This is a genomic window from Pseudomonas sp. URIL14HWK12:I6 (assembly GCF_000514195.1).
Taxonomy (GTDB): domain Bacteria; phylum Pseudomonadota; class Gammaproteobacteria; order Pseudomonadales; family Pseudomonadaceae; genus Aquipseudomonas; species Aquipseudomonas putida_A.
Genome location: NZ_AZVL01000002.1, coordinates 278,651 through 303,139 on the forward strand (window position 1 = coordinate 278,651; position 24,489 = coordinate 303,139).

The following is a 24,489-nucleotide window of genomic DNA, read 5'->3' on the forward strand; positions in this document are numbered from 1 at the left end:
AAATGAGCGAAGCAATCAAAAAGCCTGTCGGCCCTGAAGGCATTATCCAGATGCAGGGCGTGAACAAGTGGTACGGCCAGTTCCACGTGCTGAAAGACATCAACCTCAACGTCAAACAGGGCGAGCGCATCGTCCTGTGCGGCCCGTCGGGTTCCGGCAAATCGACCACCATCCGCTGCCTCAACCGTCTGGAAGAGCACCAGCAGGGGCGCATCGTTGTCGACGGCGTGGAGCTGACCAACGACCTCAAGCAGATCGAAGCGATCCGTCGCGAAGTCGGCATGGTGTTCCAGCACTTCAACCTGTTCCCGCACCTGACCATCCTGCAGAACTGCACGCTGGCGCCGATGTGGGTGCGCAAGATGCCCAAGCGCAAGGCCGAGGAAATCGCCATGCATTATCTGGAGCGCGTACGCATTCCGGAGCAGGCGCATAAATTCCCGGGGCAACTGTCCGGCGGTCAGCAACAGCGTGTGGCGATTGCCCGCGCGCTGTGCATGAAACCGAAAATCATGCTGTTCGACGAACCAACTTCGGCCCTCGACCCGGAGATGGTCAAAGAGGTGCTGGACACCATGATCGGTCTCGCCGAAGACGGCATGACCATGCTCTGCGTGACCCACGAAATGGGCTTCGCCCGCACCGTGGCCAACCGTGTGATCTTCATGGACAAGGGCGAAATCGTCGAACAGGCGGCGCCGAACGACTTCTTCGACAACCCGCAGAATGACCGCACCAAGCTGTTCCTGAGCCAGATCCTGCATTGATCGAAATCAGCCAGTGAAATAAACCCGGACCTGTTCCGGGTTTTTTTTGCCCGCGATTTGCCCCTTGTGCCGATTCGGCTGCCTGACTACCATGTCAGAAAATTCATCCTATGATTGGATGAAAGGGCGAATTTCATGACAGACATCTCACCTTTGATCAAGCGATCCCTGGTCGATCAGGCTCTGGATCAGTTGCGTCAGCGCATCAGCGATGGCGTGTGGCACGTCGGCGAACGGCTGCCGACTGAGCCTGAGTTGTGCGCCGAACTGGGCATCAGCCGCAACACGGTGCGCGAAGCCATGCGCGTGCTGGCGTTTTCCGGGTTGATCGAAATCCGGCAGGGCGACGGCAGTTATCTGCGCGCAGTGGTCGATCCGATGGACACGCTCAAGGCGTTGTCCCGTTGCTCGCTGGAGCAGGCGCGCGAGACCCGGCACATCCTCGAAGTTGAGGCGATTGGCCTGGCCGCGCTGCGCCGCACCGATGAAGACCTGCTCGCACTGCGCGAAGCGCTCGGCACCAGCGGCAGCCACTACCACGGCGATCTCGACACTTACATTGCCTGCGATCTGGTGTTCCACCGCCGTCTGGTGGACGCCGCGCACAACCCCACCCTCAGCGAGTTGTATCGCTATTTCTCCAGTATCGTCGGCGCGCAATTGCGCCAGACGCTGAACATCGTCCCGCGCCGTCAGGAAGTGTTCGACCTGCACATCGAGTTGCTCGATGCCGTCGAACAACGCGACCCGGAACGGGCCAAAGCCATATCGAGGCAGTTGATCAATGAACCTTGAAAGCGAGAAAAACTTTTCAACCCCCAAGCGCACGGCAGAACTCGAAGAGCTGCTGATCGACGCCGAGGCCGACGACGAACAAGTACAGCAAAGCCATCCGCTGGTGCGCCGGCCGTGGCTGTTGCTGCTGGGGCTGATTCTGGTGGCGCTGAACCTGCGCCCGGCGCTGTCGAGCATGGCGCCGCTGCTCAGCGAAGTGTCGAAAAGCCTTGGCCTGTCTGCGGCTCAGGCCGGTTTGCTGACCACGTTGCCGGTGCTGTGCCTGGGCCTGTTCGCACCGCTGGCGCCGATACTGGCGCGGCGTTTCGGCGCTGAACGGGTGGTGCTGGGGATTCTGCTGACCTTGGCCGCCGGCATCATTGTGCGCAGCAACTTCGGTGAGATCGGGCTGTTTGCAGGTAGCGTGCTTGGCGGTGCGAGCATCGGCATTATCGGCGTGCTGCTGCCGGGCATCGTCAAACGCGACTTCGCCAGACACGCCGGGACCATGACCGGCGTGTACACCATGGCCCTGTGCCTGGGCGCGGCAATGGCCGCGGGTTCCACCGTGCCGTTGAGCGAACACTTCGACCACAGCTGGGCACTGGGCCTGGGCTTCTGGGTAATCCCGGCGCTGGTGGCGGCGTTGTTCTGGCTGCCGCAGGTCGGGCAGAAACACGGCGCGCACAACGTCGCCTATCGGGTGAAAGGTCTGCTGCTTGATCCGCTGGCGTGGCAAGTGACCTTGTACATGGGCCTGCAATCGTCGCTGGCGTACATCGTGTTCGGCTGGTTGCCGTCGATTCTGATCGGCCGCGGCCTGACTCCGACCCAGGCCGGCCTGGTGCTGTCCGGTTCGGTGATCATCCAGCTCGCCAGTTCGCTGGCTGCGCCGTGGCTGGCGACCCGTGGCAAGGATCAGCGGCTGGCGATCGTGGTGGTGATGGCGCTGACCCTCGGTGGTCTGTTCGGTTGCCTGTATGCGCCGATTGAAGGGCTCTGGGGCTGGGCGATTCTGCTGGGGCTGGGGCAGGGCGGTACGTTCAGTCTGGCGCTGACCCTGATCGTGCTGCGCTCGCGGGATTCGCATGTGGCGGCGAACCTGTCGAGCATGTCCCAGGGCTTCGGCTACACCCTGGCGTCGATGGGGCCGTTCGCGGTCGGCGTGGTGCATGACTGGACCGGCGGCTGGAATGCGGTGGGCTGGATCTTCGGCATCATTGGCACCGGTGCGATCATTGCCGGCCTTGGTGCCGGCCGGGCGCTGTACGTGCAAGTGCAAAGCGAAAAGATCTGACGCGTAACCCTTTTTTTGGGCCAGTGATATCTCATGTGGGAGCGAGCCTGCTCGCGAAGACAGTGGTTCAGGCACCGATCGTGTTGAATGTGCCGGCCTCTTCGCGAGCAGGCTCGCTCCCACAGTTTTTGCGGTGCTTTAAATCTTGCATGGTATTCGCTTTGCGAATGCCGATAGTGTTTCTGCGATTTGCAGCTTATCGTGCTGGCAATCTGTCCATTTCCGGAGTTTGCCCATGAGCGAAGCCCACGCCGCCCTGATCACCCGCTTCTACCAGGCCTTCCAGCGCCTCGACGCCGAGGCCATGGCCGCCTGCTATACCGACGATGTGGTGTTCAGCGATCCGGCCTTCGGTGAACTGCGCGGGCGCGATGCCGGCGACATGTGGCGCATGCTCACCACCCGCGCCAAGGACTTCTCCCTGACCTTCGACAATGTCCGCGCCGACGAGCGCAGCGGCGGCGCGCACTGGGTGGCCACTTACCTGTTCAGCCAGACTGGCAACGTGGTGATCAACGATATCCAGGCGCGCTTCGTCTTTCGCGACGGCAAGATCTGCGAGCACCACGATCACTTCGACCTGTGGCGCTGGTCGCGGCAGGCGTTGGGCTTCAAAGGCCTGCTGCTCGGCTGGACTCCGCTGGTGCGCAACGCGGTCCGGGCGCAGGCGCTTAAAGGTCTGAAGGCATTTCAGGCTACTCGCTGATAAGATCGCGGCCTGTTTCCTACACGTCCAGATCCCGAAGTGACCAGCCTCAGCGAAAAACCGGTTGAAGTCGTCGAGCCAGTGAGCAAGGCCTGGTTCGTCTACCTCGTGCGCGCGGCCAACGGTTCGCTGTACTGCGGGATCAGCGACGACCCGGTGCGCCGCTTCGCCAAGCATCAAAGCGGCAAGGGCGCACGCTTCTTCCTGTCCAGCCCGGCGATGGCGCTGGTCTACACCGAGCGTTGCCGCGACAAGAGCGACGCGTTGCGTCAGGAACGGCTGATCAAAAAACTGCGCAAGAGCGCCAAGGAATGCCTGGTCGCGTCTTATCAATCTGACTGATTGGTTCTCATCAGGCAGATCTGTAGGCTGCTAATCAAATGCACGCTAAGCTGCGGACTCACTTTCTGTGCGGCGGAGCCGAGCATGTCCGAGTTGATTCTGCATCATTACCCGACCTCTCCATTTGCCGAAAAGGCTCGTCTGCTGTTGGGCTTCAAAGGCTTGTCGTGGCGCTCGGTGCACATTTCGCCGGTGATGCCCAAGCCGGATCTGACCGCGCTGACTGGCGGCTACCGCAAGACCCCGGTGTTGCAGATCGGCGCCGACATCTATTGCGACACATCGTTGATTGCCCGTCGTCTGGAGCAGGAAAAAGCCCTGCCGGCGTTTTTCCCGGAAGGCCAGGAAATGACCAGCGCCAGCTTCGCCGCTTGGGCCGATTCGGTGGTGTTCCAGCATGCGGTCAGCCTGGTGTCCCAGCCGGAATCGGTCGCGGTGCGCTTCGGCAAGTTGCCGCCGGAAGCGATCAAGGCCTTTATCGCTGACCGTGCCGGGCTGTTCAGTGGCGGCAGCGCCACGCGGCTGTCGGCCGAACAGGCCAAGCACCAATGGCCAACGCTCATGGAGCGGCTTGAGCAGCAGTTGCAGCGCGAGCAGGGCGACTTCCTGTTCGGTGAGCCGTCGATTGCCGACTTCGCCCTGGCGCATCCACTGTGGTTCCTCAAGGCGACGCACGTCACTGCGCCGTTGGTCGATGAATATCCGGCCGTGACTGCCTGGCTGGGCCGTGTGCTGGGCTTTGGTCATGGTGCCGCGAGCGAAATGACTGCCGAGGAGGCGCTGGAAGTGGCGCGCAGTTCGACGCCGGCGGCGCTGCCGGATGAGCAGTTTGTCGATCCGAACGGTTTCAAGGCCGGGCAGCAGGTGGCGATTGCCGCGACAGATTACGGGGTTGATCCGGTGGTGGGTGAGTTGCTGTTTGCTGGCCGCGAAGAGCTGATCCTGCGCCGTGAAGACCCGCGTGGCGGCGTGGTGCATGTGCACTTCCCGCGCTTTGGTTTCCGCATCGAAGCTCGCTGATCAGCAAGCGGCCTTTGCTTGGGGGGCAATTGTGGTGAGGGGATTTATCCCCGATGGGGCGCGAAGCGCCCCCAAAAAACTGCACGCCCTACCAAGCAGATTTTGCGACGGCTTCGCCGCCGATCGGGGATAAATCCCCTCACCACAGAGGAGTTGTGTTATTTCAGGGCGGCGAGGATCTCGTCCGGGTCGAACCCGCGAATCAACGTGCCATTCACGTCGATCAGCGGAATCCCGCGCCCACCCAGCGCCTCATACGCCTTGCGCGCCTCGGCGTTCTTCTCGATATCAAATTCCCTGAAAGGAATCCCCTTGCTGTCGAGAAAGCGCTTGGTCTGCTTGCAGTAGCCGCACCAGTCGGTGGCATACAGCACGACATGGGCGTTGGCGCGAACCTGTTCAGAGACCATCTGCGACGGGTTGAACACCCGCTCGATCTTGCCCCAGTTCTGATAGATCACCACCACCAGCAGAACCAGCGCAACCTTCTTCAGCACATTGCCGAGCATCAGTTGCGGCGCTTGAGCTGATCGGTGAGCGAGGTTGGCAGGCCCTTGATGATCAGGGTGCCAGCCTCTTCGTCGTACTCGATCTTCGAACCCAGCAGGTGCGCTTCAAAGCTGATCGACAGGCCTTCGGCGCGGCCGGTGAAGCGGCGGAACTGGTTAAGGGTGCGTTTGTCCGCCGGAATCTCCGGCGACAGGCCATAGTCCTTGTTGCGGATGTGATCGTAGAAGGCTTTCGGCCGTTCTTCGTCGATCAGCTCCGACAGCTCTTCCAGGCCCATCGGCTCGCCGAGCTTGGCCTGACTGCTGGCGTAATCGACCAGGGTCTTGGTTTTTTCGCGGGCGGAGTCTTCCGGCAGGTCTTCGCTCTCGACGAAGTCGCTGAAGGCCTTGAGCAGCGTGCGTGTCTCGCCCGGGCCATCGACACCTTCCTGGCAGCCGATGAAGTCGCGGAAGTATTCCGAAACCTTCTTGCCGTTCTTGCCCTTGATAAACGAGATGTACTGCTTGGACTGCTTGTTGTTCTGCCACTCGGAGACGTTGATCCGCGCCGCCAGGTGCAGCTGGCCGAGGTCGAGGTGACGCGACGGCGTCACGTCCAGCTCATCGGTCACCGCCACGCCTTCGCTGTGGTGCAGCAGGGCAATCGCCAGGTAGTCGGTCATGCCTTGCTGATAGTGGGCGAACAGCACGTGGCCGCCGACCGACAGGTTCGACTCTTCCATCAACTTCTGCAGATGCTCGACCGCGACTTTGCTGAACGCGGCGAAGTCCTTGCCGCCTTCCATGTATTCCTTCAGCCAGCCGCTGAACGGGAACGCACCGGATTCCGGGTGGAACAGGCCCCAGGCTTTGCCCTGTTTGGCGTTGTAGCTCTCGTTGAGGTCGGCGAGCATGTTCTCGATGGCCGCGGACTCAGCCAGTTCAGAGTCACGGGCGTGCAGAACTGCGGGCGTGCCGTCGGGTTTTTTGTCGATCAGGTGGACGATGCAATGACGGATCGGCATGGGCTTCTCGGCTGGTGGAAGGGAGGAGGGCAGGCTCCCCCGAAAAAGCGCCCAGTGTACCGCAACCACTGGTTTTGGCGCGGGGTGAAGGGCAAATCCAGGGCGGGTGGGTGCCCTTATGCAGTTTTTTACCGATTTAGAGCAATAAACCTGACCAAATGGGTAGCTAGAGGCGGATATTTCCCCGTCTCTGTGCTAGTTTTGCCCGGTCTTACGCGAAGTCACTGCGTTAAGCGTGCAATCAGCATTTGTCAGGTCGAACCAAACCCTGATTTCGGCATCTATAACCCGACTCGTCGTGGTTATCGCCGAGGGTGCCAGATCCAGAAGATCGGGCTCGATGGCTGACACTGCACTCTGCAATCCATATGAATTTGATAGGGAAGGAACACTACATGGCTCTTACTAAAGACCAACTGATCGCCGACATCGCTGAAGCTATCGACGCGCCGAAAACCACCGCGCGTAACGCTCTGGACCAACTGGGCCAAATCGTTGCCGATCAGCTGGAAAACGGCGGCGAAATCACCTTGCCAGGTATCGGCAAGCTGAAAGTGACCGAGCGTCCTGCCCGCACTGGCCGTAACCCTTCGACTGGCGCTGCCATCGAAATCCCTGCCAAGAAAGTGATCAAGCTGGTTGTGGCCAAAGGCCTGACCGACGCTGTGAACAAGTAAGACGCAGCGATAAAAAAACCGTGCACCGGAGCGATCCGGGCACGGTTTTTTTGTGTCTGCGATTTGGCGGCGCCACGCAATCCAATGTGGGAGCGAGCCTGCTCGCGAAAGCGCTGTGTCAGTCAATAATGAAGTTAACTGACACGCCGCCTTCGCGAGCAGGCTCGCTCCCACAGGTGATCAGCAGTGTCTCAGCGCGTCCAGCGCTCGCGCCGCCAGATCTGCTGCTCGGACTTGGTCTGGAAGGTCCACGCCACAAAGCGGCTCTGTTTCTGCCCTTGCGACATCTCCACCACCTGGCTTTCCAGCACGCCGGCCTTCTTCAGCGCGGTTTCGATGGCGGGCAGGTTCGAGGCTTTCGACACCAGCGTGCTGAACCACAGCACCTTGTGCTGGAAGTGCGCGCTTTCGGCGATCAGTTGTGTCACGAAACGCGCTTCACCGCCCTCACACCACAGTTCGGCGGACTGACCACCGAAGTTCAGCACCGGCAGTTTGCGTTTCGGGTCGGCCTTGCCCAGTGCGCGCCATTTGCGCTCGCTGCCCTTGGTCGCCTCTTCCATCGAAGCGTGGAACGGCGGGTTGCACATGGTCAGGTCGAAGCGCTCGCCCGGCTCCAGCAAGCCGATCAGGATGTGCTTGCGGTTTTCCTGCTGGCGCAGCTGGATCACTTTGTTCAGCCCGTTGGACTGGACGATGGCTCGGGCGGCAGCCACGGCGGTCGGGTCGATTTCCGAACCGAGGAAGTGCCAGCGGTATTCGCTGTTACCGATCAGCGGATACACACAGTTGGCACCCATGCCGATGTCCAGCACGTTGACGATCGCACCGCGCGGCACCTTGCCGTCGTTCATGCTCGCCAGCAGGTCGGCGAGGAAATGCACGTAATCGGCACGGCCCGGGACCGGTGGGCACAGGTAGTCCGCCGGAATGTCCCAATGCTCGATGCCATAGAACGCCTTGAGCAGCGCCCGGTTGAACACGCGCACCGCGTCGGGGCTGGCGAAGTCGATGCTTTCCTTGCCGTACGGGTTGGTGATCACGAATTTCGCCAGTTCCGGCGTGGTCTTGATCAGCGCCGGGAAGTCGTAGCGACCCTGGTGGCGATTGCGCGGGTGCAGGCTGGCCTTTTCACGCGGCTCGACGGCTTTGGCCGGGGTCGCGGCATCAGGCTTCTTGCGCGCTGGTTTGGGTGTGCGGGGGGCGTTCATGGGTGTGATCGATTCGGGTATGGCTGAAAGTGGCGGGTATTGTCCCACATCTAAAGGCAACACCGTTCAAACTGTGGGAGCGGGCTTGCTCGCGAAAGTGGTGTGTCCACCAACACATAGGTTGAATGACACACCGCCTTCGCGAGCAAGCCCGCTCCCACAGGGGATTTGTAGCGATTCTTGAATAAAAAAGGGAGGCCTTTGCGGGCCTCCCTTTTTCATTTCGGCTTGCCCTGCCCTTACAGGCTGGAAATCCGCGCGTGCTGCTCGGCCAGTTTGCCCAGGGCCTGTTCAGCCTCGGCCAGTTTGGCGCGTTCCTTCTCGATGACTTCGGCCGGGGCCTTGTCGACGAAACCGGCGTTGGACAACTTGCCACCAACCCGCTGGACTTCGCCCTGCAGACGCAGGATTTCCTTGTCCAGACGTGCCAGCTCGGCGCCCTTGTCGATCAGGCCGGCCATCGGCACCAGCACTTCCATCTCGCCGACCAGCGCGGTGGCGGACAGCGGCGCTTCTTCGCCAGCCGCCAGAACGGTGATCGATTCCAGACGCGCCAGTTTCTTCAGCAGCGCCTCGTTCTCTGTCAGGCGACGCTGATCTTCAGCGCTGACGTTCTTCAGGTAGATCGGTAGCGGTTTGCCCGGGCCGATGTTCATTTCGCCACGGATGTTACGTGTGCCGAGCATCAGGCCCTTGAGCCACTCGATGTCGTCTTCGGCGGCTGGATCGATGCGTTCCTCGTTGGCCACCGGCCAAGGCTGCAGCATGATCGTCTTGCCCTGAATGCCGGCCAGCGGCGCGATGCGCTGCCAGATTTCTTCAGTGATGAACGGCATGAACGGATGCGCCAGACGCAGCGCCACTTCCAGTACGCGCACCAGCGTGCGACGGGTGCCGCGCTGACGCTCGACCGGCGCGTTTTCGTCCCACAGCACTGGCTTGGACAGTTCCAGGTACCAGTCGCAGTATTGGTTCCAGATGAACTCGTACAGCGCTTGCGCGGCGAGGTCGAAACGGAACTGATCCAGTTGACGGGTCACTTCGGCTTCGGTGCGCTGCAGTTGCGAGATGATCCAGCGATCCGCCAGCGACAGCTCGTAGGCTTCGCCGTTCTGGCCGCAGTCTTCGCCCTTGTCCAGAACATAACGCGCGGCGTTCCAGATCTTGTTGCAGAAGTTGCGATAGCCTTCGACGCGGCCCATGTCGAACTTGATGTCGCGACCGGTCGAGGCCAACGAGCAGAAGGTGAAGCGCAGGGCGTCGGTGCCGTAGCTGGCGATGCCGTCGGCGAACTCGTCGCGGGTCTGCTTCTCGATCTTCTTCGCCAGTTTTGGCTGCATCATGCCGGAGGTGCGTTTCTGCACCAGTGCTTCCAGCTCGATACCGTCGATGATGTCCAGCGGGTCCAGGACGTTGCCCTTGGACTTGGACATTTTCTGGCCCTGGCCATCACGCACCAGACCGTGCACGTAAACAGTCTTGAACGGTACTTGCGGCGTGCCGTCCTCGTTCTTGATCAGGTGCATCGTCAGCATGATCATCCGGGCAACCCAGAAGAAAATGATGTCGAAGCCCGTCACCAGTACGTCGGTGGAGTGGAATTTCTTCAGGAACTCGGTCTTTTCCGGCCAGCCTAGGGTGGAGAACGTCCACAGGCCCGAACTGAACCAGGTGTCGAGCACGTCGTTGTCCTGTTGCAGTGCAACGTCCGGGCCGAGGTTGTGCTTGGCCCGCACTTCGGCTTCGTCGCGACCGACGTAGACCTTGCCCGACTCGTCGTACCAGGCCGGAATCCGGTGGCCCCACCACAGCTGACGGCTGATGCACCAGTCCTGGATGTCGCGCATCCACGAGAAGTACATGTTTTCGTACTGTTTTGGCACGAACTGGATACGGCCGTCTTCAACGGCGGCAATCGCCGGTTCAGCCAGAGGCTTGGTCGACACGTACCACTGGTCGGTCAGCCACGGCTCGATGACGGTGCCGGAGCGGTCGCCTTTCGGCACTTTCAGGTTGTGATCGTCGACGCTGACCAGCAGGCCGGCGGCGTCGAACGCCGCGACGATCTGCTTGCGCGCTTCGAAACGCTCGAGACCGGCGTATTCGGCCGGGATCTTGCCGTCGATGCTGTCATTCAACGTGCCGTCGAGGTTGAACACCTGGGCTGCTGGCAGCACGTTGGCGTTCTTGTCGAAGATGTTCAGCAGCGGCAGGTTGTGGCGCTTGCCGACTTCGTAGTCGTTGAAATCGTGGGCCGGGGTGATCTTCACGCAACCGGTGCCGAACTCTGGATCGCAGTAATCGTCGGCGATGATCGGGATGCGGCGGCCAACCAGTGGCAGCTCGACAAATTTGCCGATCAGGGCTTTGTAGCGCTCATCGTTCGGGTTAACCGCGACGGCGGAGTCACCGAGCATGGTTTCCGGACGGGTGGTCGCGACGATCAGGAAATCGTTGCCTTCAGCGGTTTTCGCGCCGTCAGCCAGCGGGTACTTGAGGTTCCACAGGAAACCTTTCTCGTCGTGGTTTTCCACTTCGAGGTCGGAAATCGCCGTGTGCAACTTGGTGTCCCAGTTGACCAGACGCTTGCCGCGGTAGATCAGGCCGTCTTCGTGCAGGCGTACGAAGGCTTCTTTAACCGCTTCCGAGAGACCGTCGTCCATGGTGAAGCGCTCGCGGCTCCAGTCCACGGACGAACCGAGGCGGCGGATCTGACGGCTGATGTTGCCGCCGGACTGATCCTTCCACTCCCAGACTTTCTCGAGGAATTTCTCGCGGCCCAGGTCGTGGCGGTTCTGGCCGGTGGCTTCCAGTTGACGCTCCACCAGCATCTGCGTGGCGATACCGGCGTGGTCGGTGCCCGGCTGCCACAGGGTGTTGCGACCCTGCATGCGGCGGAAACGGATCAGGGCGTCCATGATCGCGTTGTTGAAACCGTGACCCATGTGCAGGCTGCCGGTGACGTTCGGCGGCGGGATCATGATGGTGTAGGAATCGCCCGCGCCTTGCGGTGCGAAATAGTTCTCGGACTCCCAGGTGTTGTACCAGGAAGTTTCAATGGCGTGCGGCTGGTAGGTCTTATCCATGCGCGGCGGGACCCTATTGGCATTTATTCAGGAAAAGCCGGGAAGTATAGCGGGGCATGGGGCCGAGGGCGAGCGGGGGGAGGCTGGGCGGACACGAATGTTGGGGGGAGCCTTGTGGTGAGGGGATTTATCCCCGATGGGCCGCGCAGCAGCCCTAATATTTCAATCACGCTGCGTATTTGCAGGGTTCACGACTGCTGCGCAGCCGATCGGGGATAAATCCCCTCGCCACAAGGAGATCCATCCGGGTTATTCGTACTGGCTGAGGAGCCGTTCCATCCGCGCCTCGAGGCGGCGTTTGATTTCGGTTTCGATGTGCGGCGCGAAGTCGTCGATCACGTCCTGCATGATCAATTGCGCAGCGGCGCGCAGTTCGCTGTCCAGGTGCAGCAGGGCGTCCGGGCCTTTATCCACAGGTGCTGCCGGTTTGGCAGCAGGCGCCGGGGCCGGAGCTTGGTGCGGTTCGATGGCGGGCGGCGTGGCGTCGACGGCCTCGAACAACATCGGAATCTGTTCCTGTTCGCCGTCCTCGACCGTGTCGGTCAGCAAGGGCGGTTGCAGGTTGTCATCGCCGAGCAACTGGCGGATCGATTCGAGATCGTCCAACAGGTGTGCAGGCTTTTGCAGCGGTTTTGGAGTGTCCATCGGCGTACTCAGAGTCGCTGTAAACGGTGGTCTTGCAGAGGATAGCCCTGTTCGCGGTAGAAACGGAAACTCTCCCGTGCCGCCGCGCGAATCGTCGGATCTTCCACCACCACTTCCGCCACGCGGGCGAATTGGCTGGCGAAGGCCGGGACTTTCAGGTCGAGGTTGACCAGCAGATCCTGATGCTCGCCGCAGTCAGCGCCCAGTCCCAGCACGATCAAACCGTCCGGTTCGCTATCGGCAGGGCCGTGCGGCACGAAGGCTTCGCCCTTGAACGCCCACAGGCGCGCATCGAGATCGTCACGCTGAGCAGCATCGCTGCAATGCAGGTAGATGCGATGGCCCATGCGCCAGGCTTTCTCGGTGAGCTTGCAGGCAAAGTCCAGGCGAGCCGATGGGTCGGCGCTGGGCAGGATATAGAAGTCGACTTTGGTCATTGCGGTTCCTGAGCCTTGAGCGGCGTCACCGTAGAGTGACGCCGCCCAGGTTCATCGGTTTCAGGCTTTGGCGCGGTCCAGCAGGTATTGGGTCAGCAGCGGAACCGGACGGCCGGTGGCGCCCTTGTCCTTGCCGCCGCTGGTCCACGCGGTGCCCGCGATGTCCAGGTGCGCCCAGTTGAGGTTCTTGGTGAAGCGCGACAGGAAGCACGCGGCGGTGATGGTGCCGGCCTTCGGCCCGCCAATGTTGGCGATGTCGGCGAACGGGCTGTCCAGTTGCTCCTGGTATTCGTCGAACAGCGGCAGTTGCCAGGCGCGGTCGTCAGCAGCTTTGCCGGCGCTGAGCAGTTGTTCGATCAGTTCGTCGTTATTGCCCAGCAGGCCCGAAGTGTGGGCGCCCAGTGCAACCACACAGGCACCGGTCAGTGTGGCGATGTCGATCACTGCCTGCGGCTTGAAGCGCTCGGAGTAGGTCAGGGCGTCGCACAGCACCAGACGGCCTTCGGCGTCGGTGTTGAGGATTTCCACGGTCTGGCCGCTCATGGTGGTGACGATGTCGCCCGGACGCGAAGCATTGCCGCTCGGCATGTTTTCGGCGCAGGCGAGGATGCACACCAGGTTGATCGGCAGTTTCAGTTCGAGCACGGCACGCAGGGTACCGAACACGGAGGCCGCGCCACCCATGTCGTACTTCATTTCGTCCATGCCGGCGCCCGGCTTGAGGCTGATGCCGCCGGTGTCGAAGGTGATGCCTTTGCCGACCAGCGCGTAAGGCTTCTCGGATTTCTTGCCACCGTTGTATTGCATGACGATCAGGCGCGGCGGCTGGGCGCTGCCCTGGCCGACGGCGTAGAACGAGCCCATGCCCAGGGATTTGATCTTCTTCTCGTCGAGGACTTCGACTTTCAGATCCTTGAACTCTTTGCCGAGGTTCTTCGCTTGCTCGCCGAGGAAGGTCGGGTGGCAGATGTTCGGCGGCAGGTTGCCCAGATTACGGGTGAAGGCCATGCCGTTGGCGATCGCGGTGGCATGGTTCACGGCGCGCTGCACTTCAGCCTGAGCAGCCTTGATGGTCAGCAGGGTGATTTTCTTCAGGGCGCGCGGTTCGGCTTTCTGGCTCTTGAACTGGTCGAAGGTGTATTCGCCGTCCACCAGGGTTTCCGCCAGCAGACGGGTCTTGCCGTAGCTGTCGCGGTTCTTGACGATGATTTCATCCAGGGCCAGCACGGCATCGCTGCCACCCAGACCTTTCAGGGTGTTGAGGATGCCAGCCACGATTTTACGGAACGGACGGTCGCCCAGTTCTTCATCCTTGCCCACGCCGACCAGCAGCACGCGCTCGGCTTTCAGGTTCGGCAGGCTGTGCAGCAGCAGGCTCTGACCGACCTTGCCGGCCAGATCACCACGCTTGAGCACGGCGCTGATCGCGCCACCGCTCAGCTCGTCGACCTGTCTGGCGGCGACGCCGAGTTTGCGGCCTTCGCCGACGGCAACCACCAGGGTGGCGGTTTTCAACGTTTCTGGGCTAACGCTTTTTACAACCAGTTCCATGTCCGGATCCCTGAATGAATGGTCAACACACAGGCGTTCGACGGTGTCCGCAGTCGCCTGCTTATAGATAGAAGAGGCGCAGGTCTGTGCCTGCGACGAAGGCGGCAGTTTGAACCTCGCTCACCGCGCCTGACAACCCTCGGTTGTGCGATCTTCAACGGAATCTACGCTTGGGTGAGTGTGCGCAGTGACAGGCGCCCTCAATCACAGGATAATGCCGCATCTTTTTTCGACGGCTCTGCCTTGCGGGTCGCTCGAAACATTTGCTTGTTTGGCCGCCTTAGCCTGACAACCCTGGAGTGTCTGGTTTGATCGTCTTCCGTTATCTATCCCGTGAAGTGATGTTGACCCTGAGCGCCGTCAGCGCCGTGCTGCTGGTCATCATCATGAGCGGTCGCTTCATCAAATACCTTGCCCAGGCCGCTGCGGGCCAACTCGATCCGGGATCGCTGTTCCTGATCATGGGTTACCGTCTGCCGGGTTTCATGCAACTGATCCTGCCGTTGGGTCTGTTTCTCGGGATCCTGCTGGCTTACGGCCGGTTGTACCTCGAAAGCGAAATGACCGTGCTCTCGGCCACCGGCATGAGTCAGCAGCGTCTGCTGCGCATGACCCTGTTCCCGGCAACGCTGGTGGCACTGGTGGTGGCGTGGCTGAGCCTGAGTCTGGCCCCGCAGGGCGCCAACCAGTTCCAGCTGCTGCTGAACAAGCAGGACGCCCTGACCGAATTCGATACCCTCGAACCTGGCCGTTTCCAGGCGTTGCGTGACGGCACTCGGGTGACCTACACCGAAAGCCTGACCGACGATCGCGTCAACCTCGGTGGCGTGTTCATCTCGCAGAAAAACCTCGGCTCCGATCAGAAGGACCGCGGGATTTCCGTGCTGGTGGCCGAAAAAGGCCGCCAGGAAGTTCACTCGGACGGCAACCGCTATCTGATCCTGCACAACGGCTATCGCTATGACGGCAGCCCGGGTCAGGCCGATTACCGCGCGATCAAATACGACACCTACGGCGTATTGCTGCCAAAACCGGATGCCAGTGACGAAGTCACCGACCGTGACGCGATCCCGACTTCGACCCTGCTGGGCGCCGACGACGAGCGTTCCAAGGCCGAACTGCAATGGCGGATTTCCCTGCCGTTGCTGGTGTTCATCGTGACCCTGATGGCGGTGCCGCTGTCGCGGGTCAATCCGCGTCAGGGCCGTTTCCTGAAGCTGCTGCCGGCGATTCTTCTTTATATGGCTTACCTGACCATCCTGATTGCCGCCCGCGGCGCCCTCGAAAAAGGCAAGATTCCAGCGGCGCTGGGACTGTGGTGGGTGCACGGGATATTCCTGGTCATCGGTCTCGGCCTGCTGTACTGGGAGCCGTTGCGCCTGAAGCTGGCCAGCCGTCGCAGCGCAGCGCTGGAGGTGGCCCGTGGTTAAACTCGACCGCTACATCGGCAGCAGCGTATTCGTGGCGATCATCGCCGTGCTGGCGATCATTCTGGGTCTGGCGACCCTGTTTGCCTTCATCGACGAGATGAGCGACGTCAGCGATACCTACACGCTGACCGATGTGCTGAGCTTTGTCCTGCTCACCGCACCGCGTCGCCTGTATGAAATGCTGCCGATGGCCGCGCTGATCGGCTGTCTGATCGGCCTCGGCAGTCTGGCCAGCAGCAGCGAACTGACGGTCATGCGTGCCGCGGGTGTGTCCATCGGGCGCATCGTCTGGGCGGTCATGAAGCCAATGCTGGTGCTGATGCTGGCTGGCGTGCTGATCGGCGAGTACGTGGCACCGGCCACCGAAAGCATGGCTCAGGCCAATCGCTCGCTGGCGCAAGGCAGCGGCGACGCGCAGAGCGCCAAGCACGGCATGTGGCACCGTCAGGGTGAGGAATTCATCCATATCAACGCCGTGCAACCCGACGGCCTGTTGTATGGCGTGACCCGCTATCACTTCGACAAAGAGCGCCACCTGCTCAGCTCCAGCTTCGCCAAGCGTGCGGAGTTCGACGGCAAACGCTGGCTGCTCAGCGACGTGACCACCACGGTCTTCCATGAGCGCAGCACCGAAGTGGTGAACGCGCCGAGCGAGGAGTGGGACGTGTCGCTGAGCCCGCAATTGCTCAACACGGTGGTGATGGCGCCTGAGTCGCTGTCGATTTCCGGTCTGTGGGGCTACATCCACTATCTGGCGGATCAAGGCCTGAGCAATGGCCGCTATTGGCTGGCATTTTGGGTCAAGGTGTTGCAGCCGCTGGTCACCGCCGCGCTGGTGCTGATGGCGATCTCCTTCATCTTCGGTCCGTTGCGCTCGGTCACCCTCGGTCAGCGAGTGTTCACCGGTGTGCTGGTGGGCTTCACCTTCCGCATCGTCCAGGATCTGCTCGGCCCGTCGAGCCTGGTGTTCGGCTTCTCGCCGCTGTTCGCGGTGCTGGTGCCGGCCACGGTCTGTGCGCTGGCGGGTGTGTGGTTGCTGCGACGGGCCGGCTGATGGCCGCGTTGTTGCCAACGCTGTAACCGCGAAAACGCCTCGGTCGACAGATCGGGGCGTTTTCGTATGCAATCCGGGTGACAGGCGAACGTGACGCTTGCGCCGTGTATCAGGTACAATTCCCGGCTATTTTTCGGCGGGCCAAGCCTGCAGCCTTTTTGAGTGTTGATCCGTGAGTGATTTGAGTCATATCCGCAATTTCTCCATCATCGCCCACATTGACCATGGCAAGTCGACGCTGGCTGACCGTTTCATCCAGATGTGCGGTGGCCTGGCCGAGCGTGAAATGGAAGCCCAGGTACTGGATTCCATGGATCTGGAGCGCGAACGCGGGATCACCATCAAGGCCCACAGCGTTACTCTCTATTACAAAGCCAAAGATGGCGTCACCTACCAGCTGAACTTCATTGACACCCCGGGCCACGTCGACTTCACCTACGAAGTCAGCCGTTCCCTGGCCGCGTGTGAAGGGGCGTTGCTGGTGGTCGATGCCGGTCAGGGTGTTGAAGCCCAGTCCGTGGCCAACTGCTACACCGCCATCGAGCAGGGCCTCGAGGTCATGCCGGTGCTGAACAAGATCGACCTGCCACAGGCCGAGCCTGACCGCGTCAAGGACGAGATCGAGAAGATCATCGGCATCGACGCCACCGACGCCGTCACCTGCAGCGCCAAGACCGGCCTGGGTGTCGACGAAGTGCTCGAGCGTCTGGTCGCGACCATTCCTGCGCCGACCGGCAACATCGAAGATCCGCTGCAAGCGTTGATCATCGACTCCTGGTTCGACAACTACCTGGGCGTTGTTTCCCTGGTGCGCGTGCGTCATGGCCGCGTGAAGAAGGGCGACAAGATCCTGGTGAAGTCCACCGGCAAGATCCACCTGGTCGACAGCGTCGGTGTATTCAACCCGAAACATACCGCCACCGCTGACCTCAAGGCTGGCGAAGTGGGCTTCATCATCGCCAGCATCAAGGACATTCACGGTGCACCGGTCGGTGACACCCTGACCCTGAGCTCGACTCCGGATGTACCGGTTCTGCCCGGTTTCAAACGCATTCAGCCACAGGTTTACGCCGGTCTGTTCCCGGTCAGCTCCGACGACTTCGAGGACTTCCGCGAAGCGCTGCAGAAACTGACCCTGAACGACTCGTCGCTGCAGTACACCCCGGAAAGCTCCGACGCACTGGGCTTCGGCTTCCGTTGCGGGTTCCTCGGCATGCTGCACATGGAGATCATCCAGGAGCGCCTCGAGCGCGAATACGACCTGGACCTGATCACCACCGCGCCAACGGTAATTTTCGAGCTGGTACTGAAAACCGGTGAAACGATTTACGTCGACAACCCATCCAAGCTTCCGGATGTGTCGGCCATCGAAGACATGCGCGAGCCAATCGTGCGTGCCAACATTCTGGTTCCGCAGGAGCACCTGGGCAACGTCATCACCCTGTGCATCGAGAAACGCGGCGTACAGGTCGACATGCTGTTCCTCGGCAATCAGGTCCAGGTGACCTACGACCTGCCGATGAACGAAGTGGTCCTGGACTTCTTCGACCGTCTCAAATCCACCAGCCGTGGCTATGCTTCGCTGGATTACCATTTCGATCGTTACCAATCGGCTAATCTGGTGAAACTGGACGTGCTGATCAACGGTGACAAGGTCGACGCCCTGGCGTTGATCGTGCACCGTGACAATTCGCACTTCAAAGGTCGCCAGTTGACCGAGAAGATGAAAGAACTGATTCCTCGTCAGATGTTCGACGTGGCGATCCAGGCGGCCATTGGCGGTCAGATCGTTGCCCGGACCACCGTCAAGGCACTCAGAAAGAACGTATTGGCCAAATGCTACGGCGGTGACGTAAGCCGTAAGAAAAAGCTGCTTGAAAAGCAAAAGGCCGGTAAGAAACGCATGAAGCAGGTCGGCAACGTGGAAATTCCACAAGAAGCCTTCCTTGCCGTGCTCAGGTTGGAATAGTCAGGTCCTATGTCACTAAATTTCCCGCTGTTGCTGGTCATCGCCGTGTTCGTCTGCGGCCTGTTGGCGTTGCTCGATCTGCTGTTCCTGGCGCCGCGTCGGCGTGCTGCCATTGCCTCTTATCAAGGCAGTGTCAGCCAGCCCGAGCCCGTGGTGGTCGAGAAGCTGAACAAAGAGCCGTTGCTGGTCGAATACGGCAAGTCGTTCTTTCCGGTGCTGTTCATCGTGCTGGTGCTGCGTTCGTTCCTGGTGGAACCGTTCCAGATCCCGTCCGGCTCGATGAAACCGACCCTGGACGTCGGCGACTTCATTCTGGTGAACAAGTTTTCTTACGGGATCCGCCTGCCGGTGATCGACAAGAAAATCATCGAAGTCGGTGATCCACAGCGTGGCGATGTGATGGTGTTCCGCTACCCGAGCGACCCGAACGTCAACTACATCAAGCGTGTAGTCGGCCTGCCGGGCGACACGGTGCGTTACACCGCCGACAAGCGTCTGTTGGTCAATGGCGAGTCGATTGCCGAGCAACTGGTCGGCTCCGAGCCGGGCACGCTGGGCAGCGCGGAGCTCTACAAGGAAAAACTCGGCGCCGCCGAGCACCTGATCCGCAAGGAAATGAGCCGCTACCGTGCTACCCCGGACCATACCTGGACCGTGCCGGCCGGGCACTACTTCATGATGGGCGACAACCGCGACAACTCCAACGACAGTCGCTACTGGGATGACCCGAACATTCCCAAGGATCTGCTGGGCATGGTTCCCGACCAGAATATCGTCGGCAAAGCCTTCGCTGTCTGGATGAGCTGGCCGGAACCGAAACTCAGCCACCTGCCGAATTTCTCGCGGGTTGGCCTGATCAAGTAATCAATCACGGCGCTGTTGACCACAGCGCCGAATGCATTTCTGGAGTCGACACAAATCGGCACCAGGGCATGAAGCCACGATATTCAGGACGTCATTTTTGAACACAGCGTTAATTGTCCCAGGCCTGCGCCGTACCCCGGCGATGGCAGTGGAATCCAGCCACGAACTCAGCGTGGGTAAACCGTGAGCGTTTCTCTAAGCCGTCTCGAGCGCCAGCTCGGTTACACCTTCAAGGATCAGGAGCTGATGCTGCTGGCCCTCACGCACCGCAGCTTTGCCGGGCGTAATAACGAACGCCTGGAATTCCTCGGCGATGCCATCCTCAACTTCGTCGCTGGCGAGGCGCTGTTCGATCGCTTCCCGCTGGCCCGCGAAGGCCAGTTGTCGCGTTTGCGCGCACGTTTGGTGAAGGGTGAGACACTGGCTGTGCTGGCCCGTGGTTTCGACTTGGGCGACTACCTGCGTCTGGGCTCGGGCGAACTGAAAAGCGGTGGCTTCCGTCGCGAATCGATTCTGGCCGATGCCCTCGAAGCGCTGATCGGTGCGATCTACCTCGATGCCGGCATGGACGTCGCTCGCGAGCGGGTACTGGCCTGGCTGGCCGGTGAGTTCGAAGGCCTGACGCTGGTCGACACCAACAAGGATCCCAAGACCCGACTGCAGGAACACCTGCAATCGCGCGGTTGCGAACTGCCACGCTACGAAGTGGTGGATATCCAGGGTGAGCCGCACTGCCGTACCTTCTTCGTCGAGTGCGAAGTGGTCTTATTGAATGAAAAAAGCCGAGGTCAGGGTGTGAGCCGTCGTATTGCCGAACAGGTAGCGGCCGCCGCAGCACTGATTGCCCTGGGCGTGGAGAATGGCAATGACTGATACAAACGCAACTCGCTGTGGCTACGTTGCCATCGTCGGCCGTCCCAACGTCGGCAAATCGACATTGCTGAATCACATCCTCGGCCAGAAGCTCGCGATCACCTCGCGCAAGCCGCAGACCACTCGTCACAACATGCTCGGGATCAAGACCGAGGGTGACGTGCAGGCGATCTACGTCGACACCCCCGGCATGCACAAGGGGGGCGAAAAGGCCCTGAACCGCTACATGAACAAAACCGCTTCGGCAGCATTGAAAGACGTCGACGTGGTGATCTTCGTGGTCGATCGCACCAAGTGGACCGAAGAAGACCAGATGGTGCTGGAGCGCGTGCAGTACGTGACCGGGCCGCTGATCGTCGCATTGAACAAGACCGACCGCATCGAAGACAAGGCCGAGCTGATGCCGCACCTGTCGTGGTTGCAGGAACAGCTGCCGAACGCACAGATCATCCCGATTTCCGCGCAGCACGGGCACAACCTCGACGCGCTGGAAAAGGTCATCGCCGATCATCTGCCGGAGAACGATCACTTCTTCCCGGAAGACCAGATCACCGACCGCAGCAGCCGTTTCCTTGCCGCTGAACTGGTGCGCGAGAAAATCATGCGCCAGATGGGCGCCGAGCTGCCGTACCAGATCACCGTCGAGATCGAAGAGTTCAAGCAGCAGGGCAAGACCCTGCACATCCACGCGCTGATCCTCGTCGAGCGTGACGGCCAGAAGAAAATCATCATTGGCGACAAGGGCGAGCGCATCAAGCGCATCGGCACCGAGGCGCGCAAGGACATGGAGCTGCTGTTCGACTCCAAGATCATGCTCAACCTGTGGGTCAAGGTGAAGGGCGGCTGGTCCGACGACGAGCGTGCTCTGCGTTCGCTGGGTTACGGCGATCTGTAATCACCGTTCCTGAGAACACCGATACCCACTGTGGGAGCGAGCCTGCTCGCGAAGGGAAGTAACATTCAGCATTGATGTTGACTGTCACTCCGCTTTCGCGAGCAGGCTCGCTCCCACATTTGGTTTTTGGGTGGTGTGTAAAAACCGCGTTTCTTCATCGAGAACTCCATGTCGCAAACCCCACCTCCCGCCCAACTCGCCTACGTCCTGCATTCGCGCGCTTACCGCGAAACCAGCGCGCTGGTCGACTTCCTCACGCCGCAAGGGCGGCTGCGGGCAGTGTTGCGCAGTGCGCGGGGCAAGGCCGGGACACTGGCGCGACCGTTCGTGCCGCTGGAAGTCGAGTTTCGTGGCAAGGGTGAGCTGAAGAATGTCGGGCGCATGGAAAGTGCCGGCAACGCGACCTGGATGGTCGGTGAGGCGCTGTTCAGTGGCCTCTATCTCAATGAGCTGCTGATCCGCCTGCTGCCTGCCGAAGACCCGCACCCGGCGGTGTTCGACCATTACGCTGCAACACTGCTGGCCCTGGCCGAGGGTCGCCCGTTGGAGCCGCTACTGCGTTCTTTCGAATGGCGCCTGTTGGACGATCTCGGTTACGGCTTCTCCCTGAACACCGATATCCACAGCGAACCGGTCGCGCCGGACGGTCTGTATCGTCTGCAAGTGGACGCCGGACTTGAACGGGTGTTTCTGTTGCAGCCGGGCCTGTTCAACGGCACCGAACTGCTGGCCATGGCCGAAGCCGACTGGACCGCTCCCGGCGCACTGTCGGCGGCCAAGCGCCTGATGCGTCAGGCACTCGCCGTGCACTTGGGCGGTCGCCCCCTCGTCAGCCGCGAGCTATTTCGCAAGCCCTGATATGCTGTGCGCCGAATCTTTCCCTTCAGGAGCGCATCCGTGACCACCAGCAATCGCATTCTTCTTGGCGTGAACATCGACCACGTCGCCACCCTGCGTCAGGCCCGTGGCACACGCTACCCGGATCCGGTCAAGGCAGCGCTGGACGCGGAAGAGGCGGGCGCCGATGGCATCACCGTGCACCTGCGCGAAGACCGCCGGCACATTCAGGAGCGCGACGTGCTGCTGCTCAAGGATGTGCTGCAGACCCGCATGAATTTCGAAATGGGCGTCACCGAAGAAATGATGGCGTTCGCCGAGCGCATCCGTCCGGCGCACATCTGCCTCGTCCCGGAAACCCGTCAGGAACTGACCACTGAAGGCGGTCTGGATGTAGCGGGGCAGGAAGAACGCATCAGGGCAGCGGTCGAGCGCCTGTCGAAGATCGGCAGCGAAGTGTCGCTGTTCATCGATGCTGACGAACGTCAGATCGCTGCTTCGAAGCGCGTTGGCGCGCCGGCCATCGAACTGCATACCGGGCGTTACGCTGATGCCGAAACTCCGATCGAAGTCGCTGAAGAGCTGAAGCGTGTGGCGGACGGCGTGGCGTTTGGTCTGGCGCAGGGCCTGATCGTCAACGCCGGGCATGGCCTGCATTATCACAACGTCGAAGCTGTGGCGGCGATCAAGGGCATCAACGAATTGAACATCGGCCATGCGCTGGTGGCGCATGCGTTGTTCGTGGGCTTTAAGTCAGCTGTTTCCGAGATGAAAACGCTGATTCTGGCGGCCGCCAAGCACTAAGCAACACCCCAGAACCCAATGTGGGAGCGGGCTTGCTCGCGAAGGCGGTGTATCAGTCAAAGAATATGTCGACTGACACACCGCCTTCGCGAGCAAGCCCGCTCCCACATTGGATTTATGCTGTTGGTTAGAGCGGGGCAGGCTCCTGCGCCGGCTTGGTCTTGTCGATCCCCGGCACATGCAGATTGCCCTCGGCCACCTGATCGCCTTCAAGCTGCGGCTGGGTCACCCAGGTCAGGATGTCGTAGTAGCGACGGATGTTCGCCACGAAATGCACTGGCTCGCCGCCCCGGGCGTAGCCGTAGCGGGTCTTGCTGTACCACTGCTTCTGCGACAGGCGCGGCAGCATCTTCTTCACGTCCAGCCACTTGTCCGGGTTCAGGCCTTCGCGGGACGCCAGTTTGCGTGCGTCATCGAGGTGACCGCTGCCGACGTTGTACGCCGCCAGCGCAAACCAGGTGCGGTCCGGCTCCTGAATCGATTCGTCGAGCTGATCCTTCATGTAGGCCAGGTACTTGGCGCCGCCCATGATGCTTTGCTTGGGATCGAGACGGTTCGACACGCCCATCGCCTGAGCGGTGTTCTGGGTCAGCATCATCAAACCGCGCACGCCGGTTTTCGAAGTGACTGCCGGTTGCCACAGCGATTCCTGATAACCGATGGCCGCCAGCAGGCGCCAGTCGACTTTCTCTTTCTTGGCGTAGGTCTTGAAGTGCTGTTCGTATTTGGGCAGGCGCTGCTGCAAGTGCTGGGCGAAGGTGGTGGCGCCCATGTAGCCGAGGACATCGACATGGCCGTAATAACGGTCTTTCAGGCGCTGCAAGGTGCCGTTCTTCTGCACCTTGTCGAGGTAGGCGTTGATCTCGTTGAGCAGGCTGTTGTCTTCGCCAGCAGCCACCGCCCAGCTCTGGCTGCGCGCATCGCCGAGGTCGAAGGCCACGCGGATGTTGGTGAAGTACACCTGGTTCATCGCCACTTCGTTGGAGTCGACCAGCGTCAGGTCGATCTGGCCTTCATCGACCATGCGCAACAGGTCGACCACTTCAACGGCGTCGGATTCTTCGTATTCGATGCCTGGAAATTTCTTTTTCAGCTCCGCCAGTTGTTCGGCGTGGGTGCTGCCCTTGAGCACCATGATCTTCTTGCCGACCAGATCACCTGGATCGGTAGGGCGCGACTGGCCGTTGCGGTAGATGATCTGCGGGGTGACTTCGAGGTAGGAGTGGGAAAACCGCACCTGCTTCTTGCGATCCTCGCTGCTGACCAGACCTGCCGCCGCCAGCACCGGGCCGTTCGGCTTGCCGATCTGGTTGAACAGGTCATCGAGGTTGTCGGCGGTCTCGATCTTCAGTTCAACCCCCAAATCGTCGGCGAAGCGCTTCACCAGCTCGTATTCGAAGCCGGTTTCACCGCTGCGATCCTGAAAGTAGGTGGCGGGGCTGTTACGGGTAATCACCCGCAGCACACCATCCTCCTTTACGCGCTCGAGTGTGTTGGGTTTATCAACACAGCCACCGAGCATCAGGAAGAGTCCGGTTGCGATCAGCCATTTGGCGTACCGCGGACGCAAAGCCGTTGGGAAAAACATCTGCGCAGTATACGCAAACGGCTGCGGGCGCCATATCTCGACAGTGAGCGGCTTGTCTGCTAGACGTCACAAAACCGCACGAAACCCCGCAGGAATGGGGCTGAACGGCATTTTGTGACAGAAAAAATAAGCGCTGCTCGCACACCCTT

Annotated in this window: 23 protein-coding genes; 15 read left to right on the plus strand and 8 right to left on the minus strand. The window is 60.9% G+C overall.

The window, feature by feature from the left end:
- Positions 1 to 2: 2 nt before the first annotated feature.
- The 6 genes from H043_RS0104925 (at position 3) to H043_RS0104950 (ending at position 4,906) form a co-directional block, all read left to right on the plus strand.
- On the plus strand, positions 3 to 767 hold the full coding sequence (locus H043_RS0104925; protein WP_003221897.1) for an amino acid ABC transporter ATP-binding protein: 765 nt from the start codon (positions 3 to 5) through the stop codon (positions 765 to 767).
- Positions 768 to 902: 135 nt separating this feature from the next.
- Positions 903 to 1,562, plus strand: a complete 660-nt coding sequence (locus H043_RS0104930) for a FadR/GntR family transcriptional regulator (protein WP_027610942.1) — start codon at positions 903 to 905, stop codon at positions 1,560 to 1,562.
- Positions 1,552 to 2,838, plus strand: a complete 1,287-nt coding sequence (locus H043_RS0104935) for a CynX/NimT family MFS transporter (protein WP_027610943.1) — start codon at positions 1,552 to 1,554, stop codon at positions 2,836 to 2,838. Before H043_RS0104930 ends, H043_RS0104935 begins: the two co-directional genes overlap by 11 nt.
- Before the next feature lie 235 nt (positions 2,839 to 3,073).
- Positions 3,074 to 3,544 (plus strand): nuclear transport factor 2 family protein, encoded by a 471-nt coding sequence (locus H043_RS0104940; RefSeq protein WP_027610944.1) that lies wholly within the window; start codon positions 3,074 to 3,076, stop codon positions 3,542 to 3,544.
- Positions 3,545 to 3,583: 39 nt separating this feature from the next.
- Positions 3,584 to 3,886, plus strand: coding sequence for a GIY-YIG nuclease family protein (locus tag H043_RS0104945; protein ID WP_027610945.1), 303 nt, complete (start codon positions 3,584 to 3,586; stop codon positions 3,884 to 3,886).
- Between the two features lie 84 nt (positions 3,887 to 3,970).
- A complete protein-coding gene (locus tag H043_RS0104950) occupies positions 3,971 to 4,906 on the plus strand; it encodes a glutathione S-transferase family protein (protein ID WP_027610946.1) in 936 nt (311 codons plus the stop codon).
- Positions 4,907 to 5,064: 158 nt separating this feature from the next.
- Here the strand turns inward: H043_RS0104950 and H043_RS0104955 are convergent, their stop codons facing one another.
- Both H043_RS0104955 and yejK read right to left on the minus strand, forming a co-directional pair.
- Complete coding sequence (locus H043_RS0104955) at positions 5,065 to 5,415, minus strand: glutaredoxin family protein (RefSeq protein WP_027610947.1); 351 nt, start codon at positions 5,413 to 5,415, stop codon at positions 5,065 to 5,067.
- The gene (gene yejK / locus H043_RS0104960) at positions 5,415 to 6,419 is read right to left on the minus strand and encodes a nucleoid-associated protein YejK (RefSeq protein WP_027610948.1); all 1,005 of its coding nucleotides are present in this window, start codon (positions 6,417 to 6,419) and stop codon (positions 5,415 to 5,417) included. The genes H043_RS0104955 and yejK overlap by 1 nt, the downstream gene beginning before the upstream one ends.
- Before the next feature lie 395 nt (positions 6,420 to 6,814).
- On the opposite strand from yejK, the gene H043_RS0104965 reads away from it, so the two are divergent.
- The gene (locus tag H043_RS0104965; RefSeq protein ID WP_003221909.1) at positions 6,815 to 7,096 is read left to right on the plus strand and encodes an HU family DNA-binding protein; all 282 of its coding nucleotides are present in this window, start codon (positions 6,815 to 6,817) and stop codon (positions 7,094 to 7,096) included.
- 191 nt (positions 7,097 to 7,287) lie between these two features.
- Here H043_RS0104965 and rlmF read toward each other — a convergent pair whose 3' ends face one another.
- The 5 genes from rlmF to H043_RS0104995 form a co-directional block, all read right to left on the minus strand.
- Positions 7,288 to 8,307 (minus strand): 23S rRNA (adenine(1618)-N(6))-methyltransferase RlmF, encoded by a 1,020-nt coding sequence (rlmF, locus tag H043_RS0104970; RefSeq protein WP_027610949.1) that lies wholly within the window; start codon positions 8,305 to 8,307, stop codon positions 7,288 to 7,290.
- Positions 8,308 to 8,546: 239 nt separating this feature from the next.
- Entirely contained in the window at positions 8,547 to 11,393 is a 2,847-nt protein-coding gene (locus H043_RS0104975) for a valine--tRNA ligase (protein ID WP_007965170.1), read from the minus strand.
- A gap of 249 nt (positions 11,394 to 11,642) precedes the next feature.
- Positions 11,643 to 12,038 (minus strand): hypothetical protein, encoded by a 396-nt coding sequence (locus H043_RS0104985; protein WP_027610950.1) that lies wholly within the window; start codon positions 12,036 to 12,038, stop codon positions 11,643 to 11,645.
- An 8-nt stretch (positions 12,039 to 12,046) separates the two neighbouring features.
- Positions 12,047 to 12,475 carry a DNA polymerase III subunit chi gene (locus H043_RS0104990; RefSeq protein WP_027610951.1) on the minus strand — a complete coding sequence of 143 codons (429 nt, stop codon included), beginning with the start codon at positions 12,473 to 12,475 and terminating at the stop codon, positions 12,047 to 12,049.
- A gap of 60 nt (positions 12,476 to 12,535) precedes the next feature.
- Complete coding sequence (locus H043_RS0104995) at positions 12,536 to 14,026, minus strand: leucyl aminopeptidase (protein WP_027610952.1); 1,491 nt, start codon at positions 14,024 to 14,026, stop codon at positions 12,536 to 12,538.
- Positions 14,027 to 14,334: 308 nt separating this feature from the next.
- Here H043_RS0104995 and lptF point away from each other — a divergent pair, with 308 nt between their 5' ends.
- The 8 genes from lptF (at position 14,335) to pdxJ (ending at position 22,752) form a co-directional block, all read left to right on the plus strand.
- Positions 14,335 to 15,456: an LPS export ABC transporter permease LptF gene (lptF, locus tag H043_RS0105000; RefSeq protein ID WP_027610953.1), complete on the plus strand. Its 1,122-nt coding sequence runs from the start codon at positions 14,335 to 14,337 to the stop codon at positions 15,454 to 15,456.
- A complete protein-coding gene (gene lptG / locus H043_RS0105005; protein WP_007965162.1) occupies positions 15,449 to 16,510 on the plus strand; it encodes an LPS export ABC transporter permease LptG in 1,062 nt (353 codons plus the stop codon). Before lptF ends, lptG begins: the two co-directional genes overlap by 8 nt.
- 172 nt (positions 16,511 to 16,682) lie before the next feature.
- On the plus strand, positions 16,683 to 18,479 hold the full coding sequence (gene lepA, locus H043_RS0105010; RefSeq protein ID WP_003221926.1) for a translation elongation factor 4: 1,797 nt from the start codon (positions 16,683 to 16,685) through the stop codon (positions 18,477 to 18,479).
- Between the two features lie 9 nt (positions 18,480 to 18,488).
- Complete coding sequence (lepB, locus tag H043_RS0105015; protein ID WP_025112167.1) at positions 18,489 to 19,343, plus strand: signal peptidase I; 855 nt, start codon at positions 18,489 to 18,491, stop codon at positions 19,341 to 19,343.
- Between the two features lie 183 nt (positions 19,344 to 19,526).
- Positions 19,527 to 20,216 carry a ribonuclease III gene (gene rnc / locus H043_RS0105020; protein WP_024011703.1) on the plus strand — a complete coding sequence of 230 codons (690 nt, stop codon included), beginning with the start codon at positions 19,527 to 19,529 and terminating at the stop codon, positions 20,214 to 20,216.
- Positions 20,209 to 21,111, plus strand: coding sequence for a GTPase Era (gene era, locus H043_RS0105025; protein WP_003221935.1), 903 nt, complete (start codon positions 20,209 to 20,211; stop codon positions 21,109 to 21,111). Before rnc ends, era begins: the two co-directional genes overlap by 8 nt.
- Positions 21,112 to 21,279: 168 nt before the next feature.
- The gene (gene recO, locus H043_RS0105030; RefSeq protein WP_007965159.1) at positions 21,280 to 21,969 is read left to right on the plus strand and encodes a DNA repair protein RecO; all 690 of its coding nucleotides are present in this window, start codon (positions 21,280 to 21,282) and stop codon (positions 21,967 to 21,969) included.
- 39 nt (positions 21,970 to 22,008) lie between these two features.
- Positions 22,009 to 22,752 (plus strand): pyridoxine 5'-phosphate synthase, encoded by a 744-nt coding sequence (gene pdxJ, locus H043_RS0105035; RefSeq protein WP_027610954.1) that lies wholly within the window; start codon positions 22,009 to 22,011, stop codon positions 22,750 to 22,752.
- 127 nt (positions 22,753 to 22,879) lie between these two features.
- Here pdxJ and mltF read toward each other — a convergent pair whose 3' ends face one another.
- Positions 22,880 to 24,340 carry a membrane-bound lytic murein transglycosylase MltF gene (mltF, locus tag H043_RS0105040; RefSeq protein ID WP_081730185.1) on the minus strand — a complete coding sequence of 487 codons (1,461 nt, stop codon included), beginning with the start codon at positions 24,338 to 24,340 and terminating at the stop codon, positions 22,880 to 22,882.
- Between the last annotated feature and the right edge of the window lie 149 nt (positions 24,341 to 24,489).